This is a genomic window from Streptomyces sp. NPDC047079 (genome assembly GCF_040643755.1).
In the GTDB taxonomy this organism is placed as follows: Bacteria; Actinomycetota; Actinomycetes; order Streptomycetales; family Streptomycetaceae; genus Streptomyces.
In genome coordinates this window covers 382,101-396,985 of the sequence record NZ_JBEYUZ010000003.1, presented here as the reverse complement: position 1 = coordinate 396,985, position 14,885 = coordinate 382,101, and the positions used below count along the sequence as shown (strand labels likewise).

Sequence of the window (14,885 nt, the reverse complement as noted above, 5' to 3'; positions counted from 1 at the left end):
GCCCGATCTTGGCACGCAGGGTGGGGATCTACACCCGCATCTCGCGGGACGACGAAGGCGACGCCCTAGGTGTCGCCCGGCAGCAGCAGGACTGCGAGCGTCTAACGGACCTACGGTCGTGGCAGCCCGTGAAGGTCTACGAGGACAACGACGTGTCCGCGTTCAAGCGCAACGTCGTGCGCGACGAGTTCGAACTGATGTTGAAGGATCTCCGCGCCGGCCTCATCGACGGCATCGTGGCCTATGACCTCGACCGGCTCGCCCGACAGCCGAGGGACCTGGAACGCCTCATCGATATCTACGACGAGCGCCCGCGGCTGTTGTTCGCCACCGTCACCAATGACATCAACATCGGGACGCCGGACGGCCGCACCATGGCGCGCATCATGGTCGCCTTCGCCAACAAGTCGTCGCACGACGCCTCGCGCCGCATTAAGCGGAAACACTTGGAGTTGGCCCAGCAGGGGAAGGACAGCGGCGGGCCGGCGCCGTACGGATGGCGGAAGGACGACCGGACCAAGGTCGACCCGGAGGCGGCCAAGGCGATCCGCGAGGCACAGCGCGAGATCCTGGCCGGGGTCCGCATCGGGACCATCCGCACGAGGTGGCAGGAACAGGGCTTGGGCAATCCCCGTGAGGGCACCAAGCGCATGGCTCACCATCACGTCGAGCACATCCTGACCAACCCCCGCTTGGTCGGTTACCGGACCTACCACCGCGAGATCCTTTACGGCGACGACGGCCAGCCCGTCATGGGCGAATGGGAGCCGATCAACACGCTTGAAGAGTGGGAGGCGGTGTGCGCAGCGATCGCCGAGCGGAAGCAGAAGCGCCCCGGAAAGTCGCTCGCCCGTAAGTACCTGTTGTCAGGAATTGCCCGGTGTGGACTGTGCAAGACCAAGATTCGAGGCCAGATCAACCAGCGTTGGAAGCCGGAGTCGAAGGCAGCCAGGTTCACCTATCAGTGCTCTGTGGTGAACGGCGGCTGCGGCAAGGTCGGCCGTACCGGAGAACCCGTCGACCGGCTGATAGCTCAACTCGTGTTGGAGGAGCAGCGCGCGCGAGCGTCGGTGACGGGTGTGCCTGCTGACCAGCGATGGCCGAACGAGGCCGAGTTGGAGCAGGTGAACGCAGACATTGCCGCACTGGTCGAGGCCGAGCGGACGAAGCAGATCACCGTGTCCACCCTCTTGCAGCTCCTGCCGGCCAAGGAGCGGGCACGGGACGAGCTGAAGTTGGAGCGAGCCCGGTTCTACAAGGAGCGGAAGCAGGCGGAGGCCAAGGGCGAGACAGCGAACCTGACGGTTGACGACTTCTTTGGGCTGCCGATCGAGCGTCAGCAAGAGATCGTGCTTCACAGCCTATCCGCAGTCATCATCCACCCTGCCGGACGTGGCAAGCGCGTCTTTGATCCCTCGCTGATCGAGCCAGTTTGGCGGTAGGAGCTACAAGTGCTTCCGCCTGTGTGACCGCTTCACGACAAGGGGTGAGCGAACCTCTAAGCTGCGCCTTGATGACCACGTCGTTTGTGGTCAAGGGGAGGGGATCATGAGACGGGTCTGGCTTGCACTCGCATGCTTGGCGGCCACCACAGCTCTGACGGCATGCAGCAACAATGCTGAGCGCGACAAGTCTGTGGACGACATAGCCAAGGCAGTCCGTGACTTGCAGAGCGCAATGAAGGACGAGACGAAGGCTGTTAAGTCCGGCGATGCTCGGGACGAGGTCGAGAGCGTGCAGCTTGTTGCGCAGGTAGAAAGCAACAAGCTCTCGAAGCTCTCGCAACGCGCACCCGCCGAAACGCAGGACTTCGCCGACGCAGCAGAGGCATGGGCTAGAGCAGTCGCGACCTCGCGTACGGCCATCCTTGAGCAGGCCGACGAGTCCACCAGCACGGCCGCCATGATGAATGTTCGTCTGGCGACTAGGACGATGGACGCCGAAGCAGCGGACCTACACGTGGACCCGTGGCTCAAGCTGGATCAGTACTAGAGGCGTCCCTGCAACACGAGCGCCCGACGTGTCCACTCCTCATCCCGTTCGGGAGCTCGGCGGAGATGCATTTGGATCCACTCCTCCGTCGTCATGACCTTCCGCTCCGTCGCGGGGTCTGTCAAACGAGCGGTGTAACTGGGGTAGTTGATGGTTACTGACGGGCCGCTGAAAGTCGGCCGTCGAAGGTGATGTCGAAGGCGTTCAACGCGGTCTTCCAGCGCATGGTCCAGCGGGCCTGGCCCTTGCCGGTGGGGTCGAGGGACATGATGGCCATGTAGACGCACTTCAGGGCGGCCTGCTCGTTGGGGAAGTGCCCGCGGGCCTTGACCGCTCGCCGGATGCGGGCGTTGACCGACTCGATCGCGTTGGTGGTGCAGATGATCCGGCGGATCTCGGTGTCGAACCGCAGGAACGGAGTGAACTCCTCCCACGCGTTCTCCCACAGCTTCACGATCGCCGGATACTTCCTGCCCCACGCGTCGGCGAACTCCGCGAACCGGTCCAGGGCGGCCTCCTCGGTCGGAGCGGTGTAGACGGGCTTGAGGAGCCTGGCGATCTTGTCCCAGTCCTGGCGGGCCGCATAACGGAAGGAGTTCCGCAGCAGGTGGACCACGCAGACTCCCCCTGTCAACCTTCCGGTTTGTGGATCACGAGGCGTTTGTTCTTTCGGCAGGGTTGCGCGCATGCCAAGGAGCCGAGGGTCGATGACGTGATCATCCCGCGGCTTCAGTCAGACGGCCCAGGATGTCTTCAGGCTGTCAGGTCGGCCTCCGAACGGTTGCCGACGTGGAGGTCGGGGTCGTAGAGGGTGTGGTCCTGCCAGCAACGCCAGAGAACGCGGACCCAACGGGCGCCGAGGCCGCGGATAGCGCGGTTGTGGGGCTGACGGCGGGACCTGGCCTGCTCGTATGCCTCGCGCACCCAGGGCACTTCGCGAGCCATATTGAAGACCCACCAGTCCACCGCGTGGCGCATTCGCTTGTTGGCTGCGTAGCGGAAACGGACCTGCCGGGTGCGGCCGGAGGACCGGGTGACCGGGGCGACTCCGGTCTCGGCCATGAGTGCGGCCGGGGTGGGGAAACGATCGCGGTCCTCGCCCATCTCGGCCAGCAAGTTGCCGCGCAGGAGCGGCCCATGCAGGGGAAACTGAGGAAGATGGGGCGCGTCGGGGTGCGTAACCAGGAGCTCGTCGATCCGTTTGTTGAGGATGCGGATGTGGTCGTTGAGCAAGGCGAGTTGCTCGGCGAAGAGCACGGCGGTCAGCTGCTTGCCGGCGACCGTGCCTGGGGCTGCGGACAGCAGGTGCGTACGCAGTCGTTCCACCAGCACTTCGGGGCGAGTACGCCCGGAGTAGCCGTGACGGCCGGTGAACGCCTTCATCCGCTCAGGGCCGACGCGGCGGGCCTGCTCAGGGCTGGGGTAGTCCTGCAGGAACGCGAGAGTGATGTCGCGGTCGAGGGAGGAGAACAGGTGCAGCACGGCCGGGTGGTAGGACTCGAGGATGGCCCGCAGCTGGTTCTCCAGGTCGCGCTGGTTCCAGACGACGCGTTCGCGATCGCGGATGACGGCCCGCAGCTCGGCCAGCTTCGGTGAGGCGACCGGCAGCGGCCGCCAGTGCCGGTATTCGTGCCGGAGAGTGTCAGCCAGGACAAACGCGTCGAAGGCATCGTCCTTCTTCGGTGCCATCCGGTAGCGTTCCCGCGCTCGCGCGGAGACCTTCGGAGAGACGCAGTAGAGGGTGTGACCTGCGGCTTGAAGGCGCTCGACCAGCAGGCCCTCGCCTCGTTCGATGGCTATCCCGGCCAGTGGTGTGTGACGGCGCAGGTGCCGGTCCAGACGCTCGAGACCGTCAGCGGTGTGCGCGTAGCGCCTTTGGTGCACGACCTGGCCGGCCTCGTCCACAAGGCAGAGCTGCTGATGGGCGTTGCCCCAGTCGACGCCGGCGAAGACCCGGCCTGGATCTGTGGTGTTGGTGGGTAACGAATGGTCCATGGATACCGTCCTGTCGGTCCTGGTCACCGGCTGGGCGGCCCCGCTGGTACCTCATCTCGGCGCTCGAGGCGCGACTCCCGCTGGCCAGTTCGCGGCCCGCCTCCAGCGGGAGGGACTGGTCTGCATGGGGGCCTCGAAGGCAACGCGTCTGCATAGGTCCTCTCCCGCTGGCGCGGTGACCGGCGGGGAATTCCCGCCACCAAGGAGTGTGCACGGATGAGGTCTGCACGATGGTGCGAGGCCAGACCGTCTCCACCGCCTCGGGCAGGCCCTTGAGCCCGTCGCAGACCAGCATCAGCACGTCGCTCACGCCGCGGTTCTTGATCTCAGTGAGGATGTGCAGCCAGTGCTTGGCGCCCTCGCCGCCGTCGCCGGCCCACAGCCCGAGAATCTCGCGCCGACCTTCGGTGGTGACGGCCAGCGCCACATAGATCGGGCGGTTGGCGACCGCGCCGTCGCGGATCTTCACGTGGATGGCGTCAACGAAGACCACCGGATAGACGGAGTCCAGAGGGCGGCTCTGCCATTCGGCCATGCCCTCGAGGACCTTGTCAGTGATGGTGGAGATGGTCTGCCGGGAGACCTCGGCGCCATAGACCTCCGCCAGGTGGGCCTGCACCTCACCGGTGGTCAGGCCCTTCGCGGCCAGCGAGATCACCATCTCGTCGACGCCGGTCAGGCGCTTTGCCGCTTCTTGACGATCTTCGGCTCGAAGGAGCCGTCCCGGTCGCGGGGCACGGCTATCTCCACCGGTCCCACATCGGTCAGCACGGTCTTGGAGCGTTTGCCATTGCGGGAGTCGCCACCGTCTTTGCCCACCGGATCGTGCTTGTCATAGCCGAGGTGGTCGGTAATCTCACCTTCGAGCGCGGACTCCAGGAGCCTTTTGGTCAGCTGCTGCAGCAGCCCGCCCTCACCGGTCAACCGCAGGCCCTCGGCCTGAGCCCGGCTCACCAGCTCGTCGATCAGCTGGTCGTCCACGGCCTTCGCCGACACAGCCGCCACCGACTCGCCTGCCTCGTGCTCGGCCACGTTCTCACTGGTCATCGATGCATCTTCCATGATCGGGAGTTACACCGAACGATTTACAGTCCCGCGCGCTGCGCCGACGCGCGCCCACATGTGGATAGGGCCGGTAGCCATGAGTCGATCACCGCATAGAGCGGCCTGCGGTCAAGGCGATGCCTCCGGCGGGGGATCGGCCGACACCGGGATGGAGGGGGCGCCGTTCCCGACTGCGGGCCCGTAGTGGCGTGCGCGGGGAGCTCCCATCCCGTCCGCCGTCGACCCAGGCGAAGCCGAGCAGACGCGGCCCATGGCGTCCAGGTCGTTCGTACAGTGGCGCGCTCCACCTGGACGCCATGAACCACGCCCGCTCCACGGTGTGTGGGTCGACGGCGGACGGGATGGGAGCTGGGGAGGGTGGTGGGCTGGGGTGGGTGGGGACGCTGGGGCGCGGAGCGTCGGTGGGTGTTCGGCCGTGACCTTCCGTCCTTGTGTCTCCAGATCTCCGATGGCAGGGTCCTGGTCCAGGCAAGCACGGCCCATCCCTGGGAGAGGAAGTCACGATGACTTACGGCTACATCGCCTCGATGAAAACCCAGCCCGGTTCCCGCGACGAAGTCGTCTCCATTTTGCTGAGTGGTGCGGACGGTCTCCGCGAGGCGGGATGCCACCTCTACGTTGTGAGCGTGTCCGACGACGATGACGTGACGATCTGGGTGACCGAGGTCTGGCAGAGCAAGGAGCATCACGATGCTTCGCTGGAGCTGCCGGAGACAAAGGCTGCCATCGGCAAGGCGATGCCGATGCTGACGGGAGAGTTCACCAGGCAGGAGCTGTCTGTTATGGGCGGGCTGGGACTTTAGACGTTGTCAAGACCTGCATCAGTTCCTGACACCAACGGCTGACACCAACAAGCACGAATAGCAGCGGTCGGTGCCGGACCTCAGCGGACGATCGACCGAGGCGCAGGGACCGTTGGTCGACCTTGATAAGCCCCTGTGATCGACCTGATAAGGATGAGGCCGCAGGTTCAAATCCTGTCAGCTCCAGGTCGAGGAGGCCCCCGGTCAGATTTGGCCGGGGGCCTTAGCACAGCCGAAGCAACGCCGGGTGCGAAGGAAGTCCAGGTCAGAGCGCTTCCGTGTTCGGCTTGGCCGATTCTCCCAACCTATGTACTGGAGGCAAGACACTCCACGGGAAGTTGATCCAGTCGTCCGTGCGCTTCCAGACGTACTCGCACTTCACGAGCGACTGCGACTTCTCGTAGATCACCGCGGAGCGGACCTCGGCGACGGTTTCGAGGCAGAAGTCGTGGACCAGCTTGAGGGTCTTGCCGGTGTCGGCCACGTCGTCGGCGATCAGCACCTTCTTGTCGGTGAAGTCGATCGCGTTGGGGACGGGAGCGAGCATGACCGGCATTTCGAGCGTCGTGCCCACACCGGTGTAGAACTCGACATTGACCAGATGGATGTTCTTGCAGTCCAGGGCGTACGCCAGCCCTCCGGCCACGAAGACACCGCCGCGCGCGATGCTGAGCACGATGTCCGGCTCGTAGCCGTCGTCGGCGATGGTCTGGGCGAGCTCGCGGACGGCACGCCCGAACGCCTCGTAGGTGAGGTTCTCCCGTACGTCGGTCATGTCTGCGCTCACACCTGGGTCCGATGGAAGTTGACAAAGGAGCGGGAGGCGGTGGGTCCGCGCTGCCCCTGGTAGCGCGACCCGTAGCGCTCACTGCCGTACGGGTACTCGGCCGGCGAGCTGAGCCGGAACATGCACAGCTGCCCGATCTTCATACCCGGCCAGAGCTTGATCGGGAGCGTGGCGAGGTTGGACAGCTCGAGCGTGACGTGCCCGGAGAACCCCGGGTCGATGAACCCGGCGGTGGAGTGGGTGACGAGCCCCAGCCGGCCGAGGGAGCTCTTCCCCTCGAGCCGCGACGCAAGATCGTCGGGCAGCGTGATGACCTCGTAGGTGCTGGCGAGGACGAACTCCCCGGGGTGCAGGATGAACGGCTCGTCGCCCTCCGGCTCGACGAGCCGGGTGAGGTCGATCTGCTCGACGGAGGGGTCGATATGGGGGTATTTGTGGTTCTCGAACACCCGGAAGTAGCGGTCGAGCCGCACGTCGATGCTCGAGGGCTGCACCATGCTCGGATCGTACGGGTCGATGACGACCCGCCCCTTGTCGATCTCGGTCCGGATGTCCTTGTCTGAGAGAAGCACGTCCCGAGAATACGCAAGGCGCGCGGACTCGCCCCAATCGTGACGACTCCGCGCGCCCGTGACGCCTACCGCTACCTCTTCCCCAAAACCACCGGCACCGCACTGCGGAGCCTGGCACAGCGCGGACACCGCACGAGCCGGCCGGGCCCGAGACGCTCGGCCTGCTGCATCGGGAACGAAGCGGTACTGAACACGTGCCCCTCGGCACATCGGACGACGGTGCGCTCCATCAAGTCCTCTGAGTCCCTTCCCCAAGAGCCTTCGCCGTCACGTCCTCGACGGACGGCGAAAGCCACATTACGGGATCAAAGGGACGGCTCTCCAGGCGGCACTCCGACCGCACAGGACACCTCTCCACTACCCCCACCGTACGCCCCAACTCCTGCCACCCGCAGCCCCGTCCATCCCCGGATAACACCTGCGGACCCCACGGCTGCGACACCGGGGGTCCGACATGAGGTAGAGTGAGCGAGCGTTCGGACACCGGGCTGAACCGGCGTCTTACGCGGGTGTAGTTTAATGGTAGAACATCAGCTTCCCAAGCTGAGAGCGCGAGTTCGATTCTCGTCACCCGCTCCAGAGAGAAACCCCAGGTCAGCGGCCTGGGGTTTTGTTGTCCGGTCTCGGCGGGCCGAGTCGCCCCGCCGGGGTCCTGACCCAGTGAGCCGGGGCTCCCGTCGCCCCGGCTTCCGGCCCGTCGGCGGAGTTGCAGGCCGTCACGCACCATCGCGGCGATGATCTGGACGTGGCGGTCGGCCGCCGTGTTCGACTACTCGTTGTCGTGGTCCAGGCCGCACGGCCAGAAGCGCCCGGCTCCGACGGCTCGACCATGAGCGGCCGGCTGTTTCGTGTCGGGTACGAGTACAGGTCGGCGGGCGAGAACGTCGCCTACGCGTACAACTCTCCCGAGAGCGTCATGGACGGCTGGATGAACAGCTCCGGCCACAGGGCGAGCATCCTCAACCGCGGCTACAAGGAGATCCGCAAGCGGGCGGACTCGTCACGGTACGTCGCGCTGCGGGCGCGGCCGGTGCAGTGCGCCCGCTCGCCCAGCAGTGCACCGCGGACAGCGATGTCCCCCCAGCAGGCCGAAGGCACCGAGGCGAACCATGAGCTGCGGCGAGTCGTGCCGGAACCTGCTGCGGCGCTCGCGAGCAGGCGGCACCTTCCGCATGGGAGGCGGTACCCGCAAGTTCAGCGGAACAACCAGGTCAGCCCCGCTGTCATCAGGTACACGACGACCGCCGCAAGCCAGACCATCAGGCGCGTCGGCCCCGAAGACCTGACCGACGCCCGCTCCTCTTCCTCCCGTGACAGCAGCGCGTCCGCGAACGCCTGCGCGGTCTGGGGTCGTTCGTCAGGTTCAACGGACAGCGCAGCGCGAAGCAGTGTTTCGATGCCGTCCGGAACCCTCAGCTCCCTGGGAAGGGACGGCAACGACGTCGTCGACGCCTGCTGCGTCACAAGGACTGTGCGACCGCCCGAGCCGAACGGCTTGCGTCCGGTCAACAACTCGAACGCGACGACACCGAGGGCGTACACATCGGCTCGGCCGTCGAACCCGCCGGTCTGGAAGGCCTGTTCGGGCGCCATGTACGCGGGAGTGCCGGTGGTGACTGTCAGCCCCGACGCGTCGGCCAGTTGCTTCGCGCTGCCGAGGTCCGCGACAAGTACGGCGGCAGGCGTGCGGCCGGCGTCGAGCAGGAGGTTCGACGGCTTGATGTCGCGGTGGATGACGCCCGCGTCGTGGAGCACCTGAACTGCGTATCCGGCCTCGGCCGCGAGCCGGAGCGCCTCCGCAGGCCGGCAGTGCCCTGTCTTCTCGGCCAGCGTGCCGCCTCGGACGTAGTCCATGACGAAGTACGGCCGGTCGTCCTGGACGCCGACGTCGTGAACGCGCACGACACGTGGGCTGGAAATCCTGCGGAGCAGCCTCGCCTCCGCCAGGAAGCGCTGTCGTACATCGGCGTTCGACGCCCAGTTGTCGGCCAGCACCTTGACCGCGACATCGGTGTCGAGCTCGGGGTCGTATGCCTTCCAGACGGTGGCGAACGAACCGGCTCCCAGCCTGTCCTCAAGGAGATAACGACCTAGCTTCTGCATGTGGCAACATTTTTCCCGGGGCGATGTGGCGGATGCGGCCGGCTGTAGTTGGGCACTTCCGTGCGACCCAGTGGGGTCCAGGTCGGACGATAGCGGGGGACAGCAGGGTGCTCGAGGAGGATGAGCTGACGCAGCTCGTGGCGTCTGCCCAGGAAGGTGACCGGTCGTCCCTGGACCGCCTCCTCGTCAGGCTTCGGCCCACCGTGATGCGCCGCTGCTCCCGGTTTCTTCCACACCACGCCGACGCCGAAGAGGCCGCGCAGGACGCTTTGTTGTCCATCAGCACACATCTGCACGAGTACACCGGGCGAGGGTCGTTCCTCGGCTGGGTGACAGTGATCGCCTCGAACGCCGCCAGGTCCACGTATCGCTCGATGCGCCGACGCGCGGAGGACAGTCATGCCATCGTTCCCGACGGTGTCGACCCACGGACGACGAGCGTCATCGCGGGGACCCGCCTGGACCTGATGGAGTCGCTGGCCGCACTGGAGGAGCGGCACCCGGCCCTGGTGGAGTCCTTCGTGCTCCGCGATCTCGGAGACCTGACCTATCTTCAGGTCGCCGAGATCACCGACGCTCCTTTGGGCACGGTCAAGGACCGCATCCATCAGGCCCGCCGCTTCATGCGGGACCGCCTCGGCGGTGGCCTCTGAGACGCCCCGGCTTCCCGCTCTCACCTGGCATCAGCTCGACCGCGGGCCGGGAGGCCGTGCGTCCTCGGACGATCGTCGTCATCCTGGCGGTAGCCATCGGACTCGGCCTGTTGACCGGCCGGTTCGTCCTGCCCGCGCCCTCTGCTCCGGCCACCCCGACGGTGACGCCAGGCGCTGCGGCGTCCTCGCCGGGCAACGGCTCTCCGACGCCGAGGCCCGCGAGCGGGCCCGTGACGAACCGGCACTTGTTGACAGCGGCCGAGTTCAGGAAGGTTGGTCTCTCCAAGCGCATCTACGTTCGGGATCGCGTCGGAGACGGCAACTACGCCAACGCGACCTGCACCGGCGAGAAGACCCTCGGCGAGACGCTGGGGTCGTCCGACGCGCACTTCCGCGGGTTGGTGACGACCAAGGACACAGGCCAGGGCGACCCCACCGAGGCGGCGAACATCGACGATCAGGTCGCACGCGAAGTCGCCGACGACGCCGGAAGCCGCGCACTGGCTCAGAACTACGCGCAACGCCTGCTGTTGGAGGAGGTGCCGTGCCAGAGCGAGCCCGCCACCCACTGGATCTACGGGCCGACGCACACGATCGACGTCGCTGCGGACATCACCGCGAGTTGGATGGGTGTTTACGGCGGCGACCTGAACACCACAGGGACCGCACCACGAGGCAAGGAGCCGTGTGGAGGCGTCGCCATACTCCGCAACGGCTCGCACTACGGGGTCCTGGAGGTTGATGCCTGCCTGGACACGGCTGCGATGACGCGGATCGTCCGCGCGGCCGTGACACGGCTCTGAGGCCACCACCGCCCCACCAGTGGACGTGACATACGTCACATCGATCACGGTAGATCGCCATCCAACATCTCCCGTACCTCCGGCATCTCCCAGACGTATGACGACGCCAACCGCGTCGCGACCAGACAGGAGATGAGATGTTCGACAACCAGGCAGCCCGCAGGCAGTTCGCGCGTCGCGGTCGTACCGCAGGAATAGCCGCCTCCGTCGGTGCCGCCCTCATAGCGGTCGGCATCGGCGCGCTTCCCGCCGCCGGCGCGGACACGAGCTCCGCGAGCCGGTCGGCAACCGCCCTTGCCGCCGCTCCTGCCGCACCCGGCCTCGGCTCCGCCGGCCTGATGCAGAGTGAAGACTTCTTCCAGCAGGGCCTGGCCCCCGTCCGCGCGACGGTGGACCTGACCGGAAAGCAAGCTCTCTCGGCATGCTCCGGCGAGGAGACGATGCGAGAGCTGACCAAGGGGCAGGCCGCCGCCTATGCCGACGTGACCTGGTCCTTCGACACCAAAGGCACCTCGCTGACCGAATCCGTCGCTGACGGTTCCACCGACACATCGGCGGCCTCGTACGAGAAGCAGCTCGACAAGCTGGTGCGCGGCTGCCAGGACGAGCCGCATGGTCACTGGTACTACGGCAAGGGGCACACGATCACCGTCAAGGCCGGCGAGGGCAGTTGGTACCCGGCCTTCAGCGGCGACGGCAAGGTTACCGGCGGCGTCGCGGTGATCCGCAGCGGCCACAGGTTCGGCATCGTCGAACTCACCGGTCAGCCCAGTGACGACCCCGGCTACATGGCGGGCATCACCGCCGGTGCCGTCAACCGGCTGGCCGACTGATCTGGTCCGGGCGGTTCCGGGAGCTGCTCGCGTGGGTGCTGCCCCCGGCCCTGGAACCGTCCGGGCAAGCCGATGAACGTCTGGTCGGGGTTCGGGAACCGGTGGCGTCGGACGGCGGTCGCGGGCCGCGAAGCCGTGTTACGAAAGGCCGAACCAGTTGCCTTCCGGGTCCATGGCCCGGCCGGTACTCGGCGAAGGGACGGTCGGTGAAGCATTCGGCCGGTTTCGGAATGCCGGCGACCAACAGGGCCTCGGAGGTGGCCCCCGTGTCCTCGACGTGGAAGCCGAAGCGGTTCATGCCGGCCGGGGTGTCACCGTCGAGCTGGTGCTTGAGCCGGGTCGGCATGGGCTTTCCAGCCCTCCGCAAACCCGGATGTCCGCCCGATGAGCCCCCGCCGAGGCGACGCCGGACCGGGTGACTGGCCGGGCTTGGCACCCCGTTCGTGCTTCTTCGCACGTACCGCGCGTGCCATGAGTCGTTGGAAAGGGCCGCCGAGTTCCCGCCAAGTCGCGTGACGTCTCTCATGAGTTAGGCCCGTTTCACGGACCTCGTGCACCGGGCATCGTTGAAATGCCGGACCCACCGGCGCGCCGGAAGCGACGAGGTGCACAGATGCCCGAGACAAGGCCGGAACCGATCGCGACCTTCTGCGGGAACTGCAACTGCGGTTGTCCCCAGCTCTTTCTCGACCCGGACGCACCCCAGGACAGGCGCGTGCGCATCACCGACGACTTCGGGCAGCAGGTGCAGATGAGCGAGGAGCAGTTCGCCGACCTCGTCGCCCAGGCCAAGGCCGGTGCCCTGGACCGGCTGACCGCGACCCCTGCGTGATACCCGTGCACTGGCGGGGGAGCTGCGGCGGATCAGGTCCCGCGGCAGGCGGGCGGGTGGTGCCGCTCCGCGTGTTCCTCAGCGTTTTGATCAGCGGCGTCTGCGTAGACGCCGTCTGACCTCCGCAGCACCAGGGCCTCTGAGGTGCGACTTGCGAGGACCGAGACCGTTTCCTCGGCACTCGTCCGGGACCCGGCATCCGGCCATCCCTCCTCCGCCCGGTCGGCGCAGTTCCGCAATCGCGTTCGATCCGGGTGGCGGGGAAGTCCTTCACCGCCACCGCAGGCCGGAACCCGCAGGGCCGCGGCCCCGACGTCTGGCAGCGTCCTAAGGGCCGGCGCTCCAGCGGCACGTTTTCCGGACCGCTGCTGTCACGTTCCCTCCCGGCCTGCGCGCACCGCCACCGCGAGCGTCTTCACGGCCCCGCTGTGTTCGAAGTGCAGGGTGAACGCGACGAGGTCACCGGACTGCCAGCCGGCCTTCGCCGGCACGGTGACGTCGAGGCTGTCCGGGGACATGGCCAGGCTGTCGCCGGCTGGGACGGTGGCCGAGGCCACCGTCTGAGCGGAGGCCGAGCGGCCGCCGGTCATGCGGTGGCGGCTCAGCGCGATGGCACCGTCGGCCTCGGTGCACGTCACCTTCAGCAGCCGGTCCGCCGAGCCCCCGCTGTTGGTGATCCGGAAGAAGGCCGCCGTGTCCCGGTTGTCGCCGTAGGGCAGGAGCACCCGGCTCTCGGTGACCGCGATACGGGCCGGGCTGCCCGCATTGCCGCGGCGGCCACCGGGGCCAGATGCTCGGCCTCGTCCAGCCATGCGATCAGCGAGGTGCGGGCACGGGCCACGCGCGAGCGCACGGTGCCCACCGGGCAGTCGCTGACGAGGGCCGCCTCCGCGTAGGGGAGGCCCACCATCTGGGTGAGGACGAACGCCTCACGGCGGTCGTCGGGGAGCGTGTCCAGCAGTTCGGTGAGGGCGACGCCGTCGTCGAAGCCGGGCAGGCCGCGCGGCTGGGTGCGTTCGGCGGCCGACTCCCAGTCGTCCGTGTCCGACAGACGGGGGCGGGAGGAGCTGTAGCGGATGCTGTCGATGAACGCGCGGCGCGCGATGGAGAGCAGCCAGGTGCGGGCCGAGGAGCGGCCTTCGAACCGGTGCAGGCTGCCCAGGGCCCGCAGGAAGGTGTCCTGGGTCAGGTCCTCGGCGCTCTGGGGGTCGGCTCCGAGGTACGTCACGTAGTGGCGGACGTCTCGGTGCAGGGCGCGTACGAAGTGATCGACGGCGTCGGGGTCACCGTTGCGGGCGGCGAGCGCCCATGCCGTGATCGATTCTTCTCTCAAGTCCGTTCTCGACTGTTCGCGCGATGGAGCCAGGGCAGGAGTGATCACCTGGTGTCTGTCCTTCTCGGGAATCAGGTAGCCGGTGTCCGGCCGGCGCGCGCCGCAGGGCAGCGGGCAGCACGGCGGAACCGGTGAAGGGGTGGACGGCCGAGCGCGGGAGCGCATGGCCGGTGCCCGAGGCGGAAAGCCGACAGCTCGACGGCTGTGGGTACAGGGGCCTCGGGGAACCGGCTGTCGTCAGGCGACAGCGACCCCGGCGGGCGGACCCCGAGAAGTGATCGCGTGGGAGAGGAGAAGGCGGAGCGGCGCCCGATCCGACCTCGCTCGGCGGGCGCGGATGCGCGGCCGGTGCGGCGGCACGGGCAACCGGAACAGCAGGCTCAGCGGTGCGAAGAGCCAGCCGGCGAAGGCCCGCAGGATCCGGAAGGCGGCGCGTTCGCCGTGGGCCAGCCACAGGCCGCACAGCAGCGCGGCCAGCAGGTGGGCGGCGAGCATGCCGGTCGCGGACGTTCCGCCCATGTCATGACCAAGGGAGGCTGTGGACCCCATGTGGTCCATCGCGCCCATGTGGTCCATCGCGCCCATGTGATCGATCGAGCCGGTGGAGCGCATGGAAGCCATGGAGTGCGGGGCCTGCATTCCGTGGTTCATCGAGCCCATCGGCCCCGACATGGCGTGATACCCCGCGCCCGATCCCGACGGCATCGGGCCGCACAGGAGGTAGGTGGCCCACTGCCGGGCCAGCGATGCCCCACCGGGCGGTGCCGGGTGTACGACGGCCTGGGCGAGAGCGAACGACGAGTGGAGTACGGCCTGGGCGGCCACCATGACGCAGACGACGGGCAGCGGTCCGCGTTCCCGGTCGGACAGCCGCCAGGCCGTACCGCCGGTCGCCACGGCACCCGCGGCCATGGCCCACCAGGGCACCGCGGTTCCCGACATCACGATGTGGCCCAGGGCGGCGAGCAGCACACAGGTGGCCGCGAACACCGCGGCCCGTACCGTGCGAGAACACCACCCTGTCGTCATGGCGGCCCCATCCTCGCATCCGCGCTTCCATGGTCACCGGTGGGTACGAAAACCGATCTGATGCGCCCTCACACCCTGCCATGTG

13 protein-coding genes, 1 tRNA gene and 4 pseudogenes are annotated in these 14,885 nt (G+C 67.4%); 9 read left to right on the top strand and 9 right to left on the bottom strand.

Features of this window, described 5'->3' with window-relative positions; all coding sequences use genetic code 11:
* Nucleotides 1-20: 20 nt before the first annotated feature.
* Both ABZ823_RS06690 and ABZ823_RS06685 read left to right on the top strand, forming a co-directional pair.
* On the top strand, nt 21-1,442 hold the full coding sequence (locus tag ABZ823_RS06690) for a recombinase family protein (protein ID WP_361654552.1): 1,422 nt from the start codon (nt 21-23) through the stop codon (nt 1,440-1,442).
* A 106-nt stretch (nt 1,443-1,548) separates the two neighbouring features.
* Nucleotides 1,549-1,992 (top strand): hypothetical protein, encoded by a 444-nt coding sequence (locus ABZ823_RS06685; protein ID WP_361654549.1) that lies wholly within the window; start codon nt 1,549-1,551, stop codon nt 1,990-1,992.
* Nucleotides 1,993-2,146: 154 nt separating this feature from the next.
* On the opposite strand, the pseudogene ABZ823_RS06680 reads toward ABZ823_RS06685, so the two are convergent.
* The 3 genes and pseudogenes from ABZ823_RS06680 to ABZ823_RS06670 form a co-directional block, all read right to left on the bottom strand.
* Nucleotides 2,147-2,611 (bottom strand): annotated as a pseudogene (locus tag ABZ823_RS06680) (transposase); the annotation flags it as partial.
* 134 nt (nt 2,612-2,745) lie between these two features.
* Nucleotides 2,746-3,987: an IS110 family transposase gene (locus tag ABZ823_RS06675; protein ID WP_361654546.1), complete on the bottom strand. Its 1,242-nt coding sequence runs from the start codon at nt 3,985-3,987 to the stop codon at nt 2,746-2,748.
* Nucleotides 3,988-4,195: 208 nt separating this feature from the next.
* A pseudogene (locus ABZ823_RS06670) lies at nt 4,196-5,034 on the bottom strand (IS256 family transposase); the annotation flags it as partial.
* Nucleotides 5,035-5,555: 521 nt separating this feature from the next.
* On the opposite strand from ABZ823_RS06670, the gene ABZ823_RS06665 reads away from it, so the two are divergent.
* Entirely contained in the window at nt 5,556-5,855 is a 300-nt protein-coding gene (locus tag ABZ823_RS06665) for an antibiotic biosynthesis monooxygenase (RefSeq protein ID WP_361654543.1), read from the top strand.
* 265 nt (nt 5,856-6,120) lie between these two features.
* Here the strand turns inward: ABZ823_RS06665 and ABZ823_RS06660 are convergent, their stop codons facing one another.
* Together ABZ823_RS06660 and dcd are read right to left on the bottom strand one after the other, a co-directional pair.
* The gene (locus tag ABZ823_RS06660) at nt 6,121-6,630 is read right to left on the bottom strand and encodes a phosphoribosyltransferase (protein ID WP_361654540.1); all 510 of its coding nucleotides are present in this window, start codon (nt 6,628-6,630) and stop codon (nt 6,121-6,123) included.
* A gap of 8 nt (nt 6,631-6,638) precedes the next feature.
* Nucleotides 6,639-7,214: a dCTP deaminase gene (gene dcd / locus ABZ823_RS06655; RefSeq protein ID WP_361654537.1), complete on the bottom strand. Its 576-nt coding sequence runs from the start codon at nt 7,212-7,214 to the stop codon at nt 6,639-6,641.
* 505 nt (nt 7,215-7,719) lie between these two features.
* Between dcd and ABZ823_RS06650 the strand changes: the two genes are divergently transcribed.
* Both ABZ823_RS06650 and ABZ823_RS06645 read left to right on the top strand, forming a co-directional pair.
* A tRNA-Gly gene (locus ABZ823_RS06650) sits at nt 7,720-7,793 on the top strand.
* Between the two features lie 166 nt (nt 7,794-7,959).
* Nucleotides 7,960-8,184, top strand: a pseudogene (locus ABZ823_RS06645) (CAP domain-containing protein); the annotation flags it as partial.
* 224 nt (nt 8,185-8,408) lie between these two features.
* Here ABZ823_RS06645 and ABZ823_RS06640 read toward each other — a convergent pair.
* The gene (locus ABZ823_RS06640) at nt 8,409-9,317 is read right to left on the bottom strand and encodes a serine/threonine-protein kinase (protein WP_361654534.1); all 909 of its coding nucleotides are present in this window, start codon (nt 9,315-9,317) and stop codon (nt 8,409-8,411) included.
* A gap of 107 nt (nt 9,318-9,424) precedes the next feature.
* Between ABZ823_RS06640 and ABZ823_RS06635 the strand changes: the two genes are divergently transcribed.
* The 4 genes from ABZ823_RS06635 (at nt 9,425) to ABZ823_RS06620 (ending at nt 12,438) form a co-directional block, all read left to right on the top strand.
* Nucleotides 9,425-9,970, top strand: a complete 546-nt coding sequence (locus ABZ823_RS06635; RefSeq protein WP_361654531.1) for an RNA polymerase sigma factor — start codon at nt 9,425-9,427, stop codon at nt 9,968-9,970.
* A 230-nt stretch (nt 9,971-10,200) separates the two neighbouring features.
* The gene (locus ABZ823_RS06630; RefSeq protein WP_361654528.1) at nt 10,201-10,773 is read left to right on the top strand and encodes a hypothetical protein; all 573 of its coding nucleotides are present in this window, start codon (nt 10,201-10,203) and stop codon (nt 10,771-10,773) included.
* A gap of 137 nt (nt 10,774-10,910) precedes the next feature.
* Entirely contained in the window at nt 10,911-11,606 is a 696-nt protein-coding gene (locus ABZ823_RS06625) for a hypothetical protein (protein ID WP_361654525.1), read from the top strand.
* Between the two features lie 613 nt (nt 11,607-12,219).
* A complete protein-coding gene (locus tag ABZ823_RS06620; protein WP_361654522.1) occupies nt 12,220-12,438 on the top strand; it encodes a hypothetical protein in 219 nt (72 codons plus the stop codon).
* Between the two features lie 371 nt (nt 12,439-12,809).
* Here the strand turns inward: ABZ823_RS06620 and ABZ823_RS06615 are convergent, their stop codons facing one another.
* The 3 genes and pseudogenes from ABZ823_RS06615 to ABZ823_RS06605 all read right to left on the bottom strand — a co-directional run bounded on the left by ABZ823_RS06615 (nt 12,810) and on the right by ABZ823_RS06605 (nt 14,800).
* Nucleotides 12,810-13,250 carry a copper chaperone PCu(A)C gene (locus ABZ823_RS06615; RefSeq protein WP_361654520.1) on the bottom strand — a complete coding sequence of 147 codons (441 nt, stop codon included), beginning with the start codon at nt 13,248-13,250 and terminating at the stop codon, nt 12,810-12,812.
* Nucleotides 13,232-13,819 (bottom strand): annotated as a pseudogene (locus ABZ823_RS06610) (sigma-70 family RNA polymerase sigma factor); the annotation flags it as partial. The gene ABZ823_RS06615 and the pseudogene ABZ823_RS06610, both read right to left, overlap by 19 nt.
* Nucleotides 13,820-14,008: 189 nt before the next feature.
* Nucleotides 14,009-14,800, bottom strand: a complete 792-nt coding sequence (locus tag ABZ823_RS06605; RefSeq protein ID WP_361654517.1) for a hypothetical protein — start codon at nt 14,798-14,800, stop codon at nt 14,009-14,011.
* Between the last annotated feature and the right edge of the window lie 85 nt (nt 14,801-14,885).

Coding starts and splice junctions, on each gene's coding strand:
- ABZ823_RS06660 (WP_361654540.1), bottom strand. CDS start 6,630: ATGACCGACGTACGGGAGAACCTCACCTACGAGGCGTTCGGGCGTGCC.
- ABZ823_RS06675 (WP_361654546.1), bottom strand. CDS start 3,987: ATGGACCATTCGTTACCCACCAACACCACAGATCCAGGCCGGGTCTTC.
- ABZ823_RS06625 (WP_361654525.1), top strand. CDS start 10,911: ATGTTCGACAACCAGGCAGCCCGCAGGCAGTTCGCGCGTCGCGGTCGT.
- ABZ823_RS06685 (WP_361654549.1), top strand. CDS start 1,549: ATGAGACGGGTCTGGCTTGCACTCGCATGCTTGGCGGCCACCACAGCT.
- ABZ823_RS06620 (WP_361654522.1), top strand. CDS start 12,220: ATGCCCGAGACAAGGCCGGAACCGATCGCGACCTTCTGCGGGAACTGC.
- ABZ823_RS06605 (WP_361654517.1), bottom strand. CDS start 14,800: ATGACGACAGGGTGGTGTTCTCGCACGGTACGGGCCGCGGTGTTCGCG.
- ABZ823_RS06665 (WP_361654543.1), top strand. CDS start 5,556: ATGACTTACGGCTACATCGCCTCGATGAAAACCCAGCCCGGTTCCCGC.
- ABZ823_RS06640 (WP_361654534.1), bottom strand. CDS start 9,317: ATGCAGAAGCTAGGTCGTTATCTCCTTGAGGACAGGCTGGGAGCCGGT.
- ABZ823_RS06615 (WP_361654520.1), bottom strand. CDS start 13,250: ATGGCTGGACGAGGCCGAGCATCTGGCCCCGGTGGCCGCCGCGGCAAT.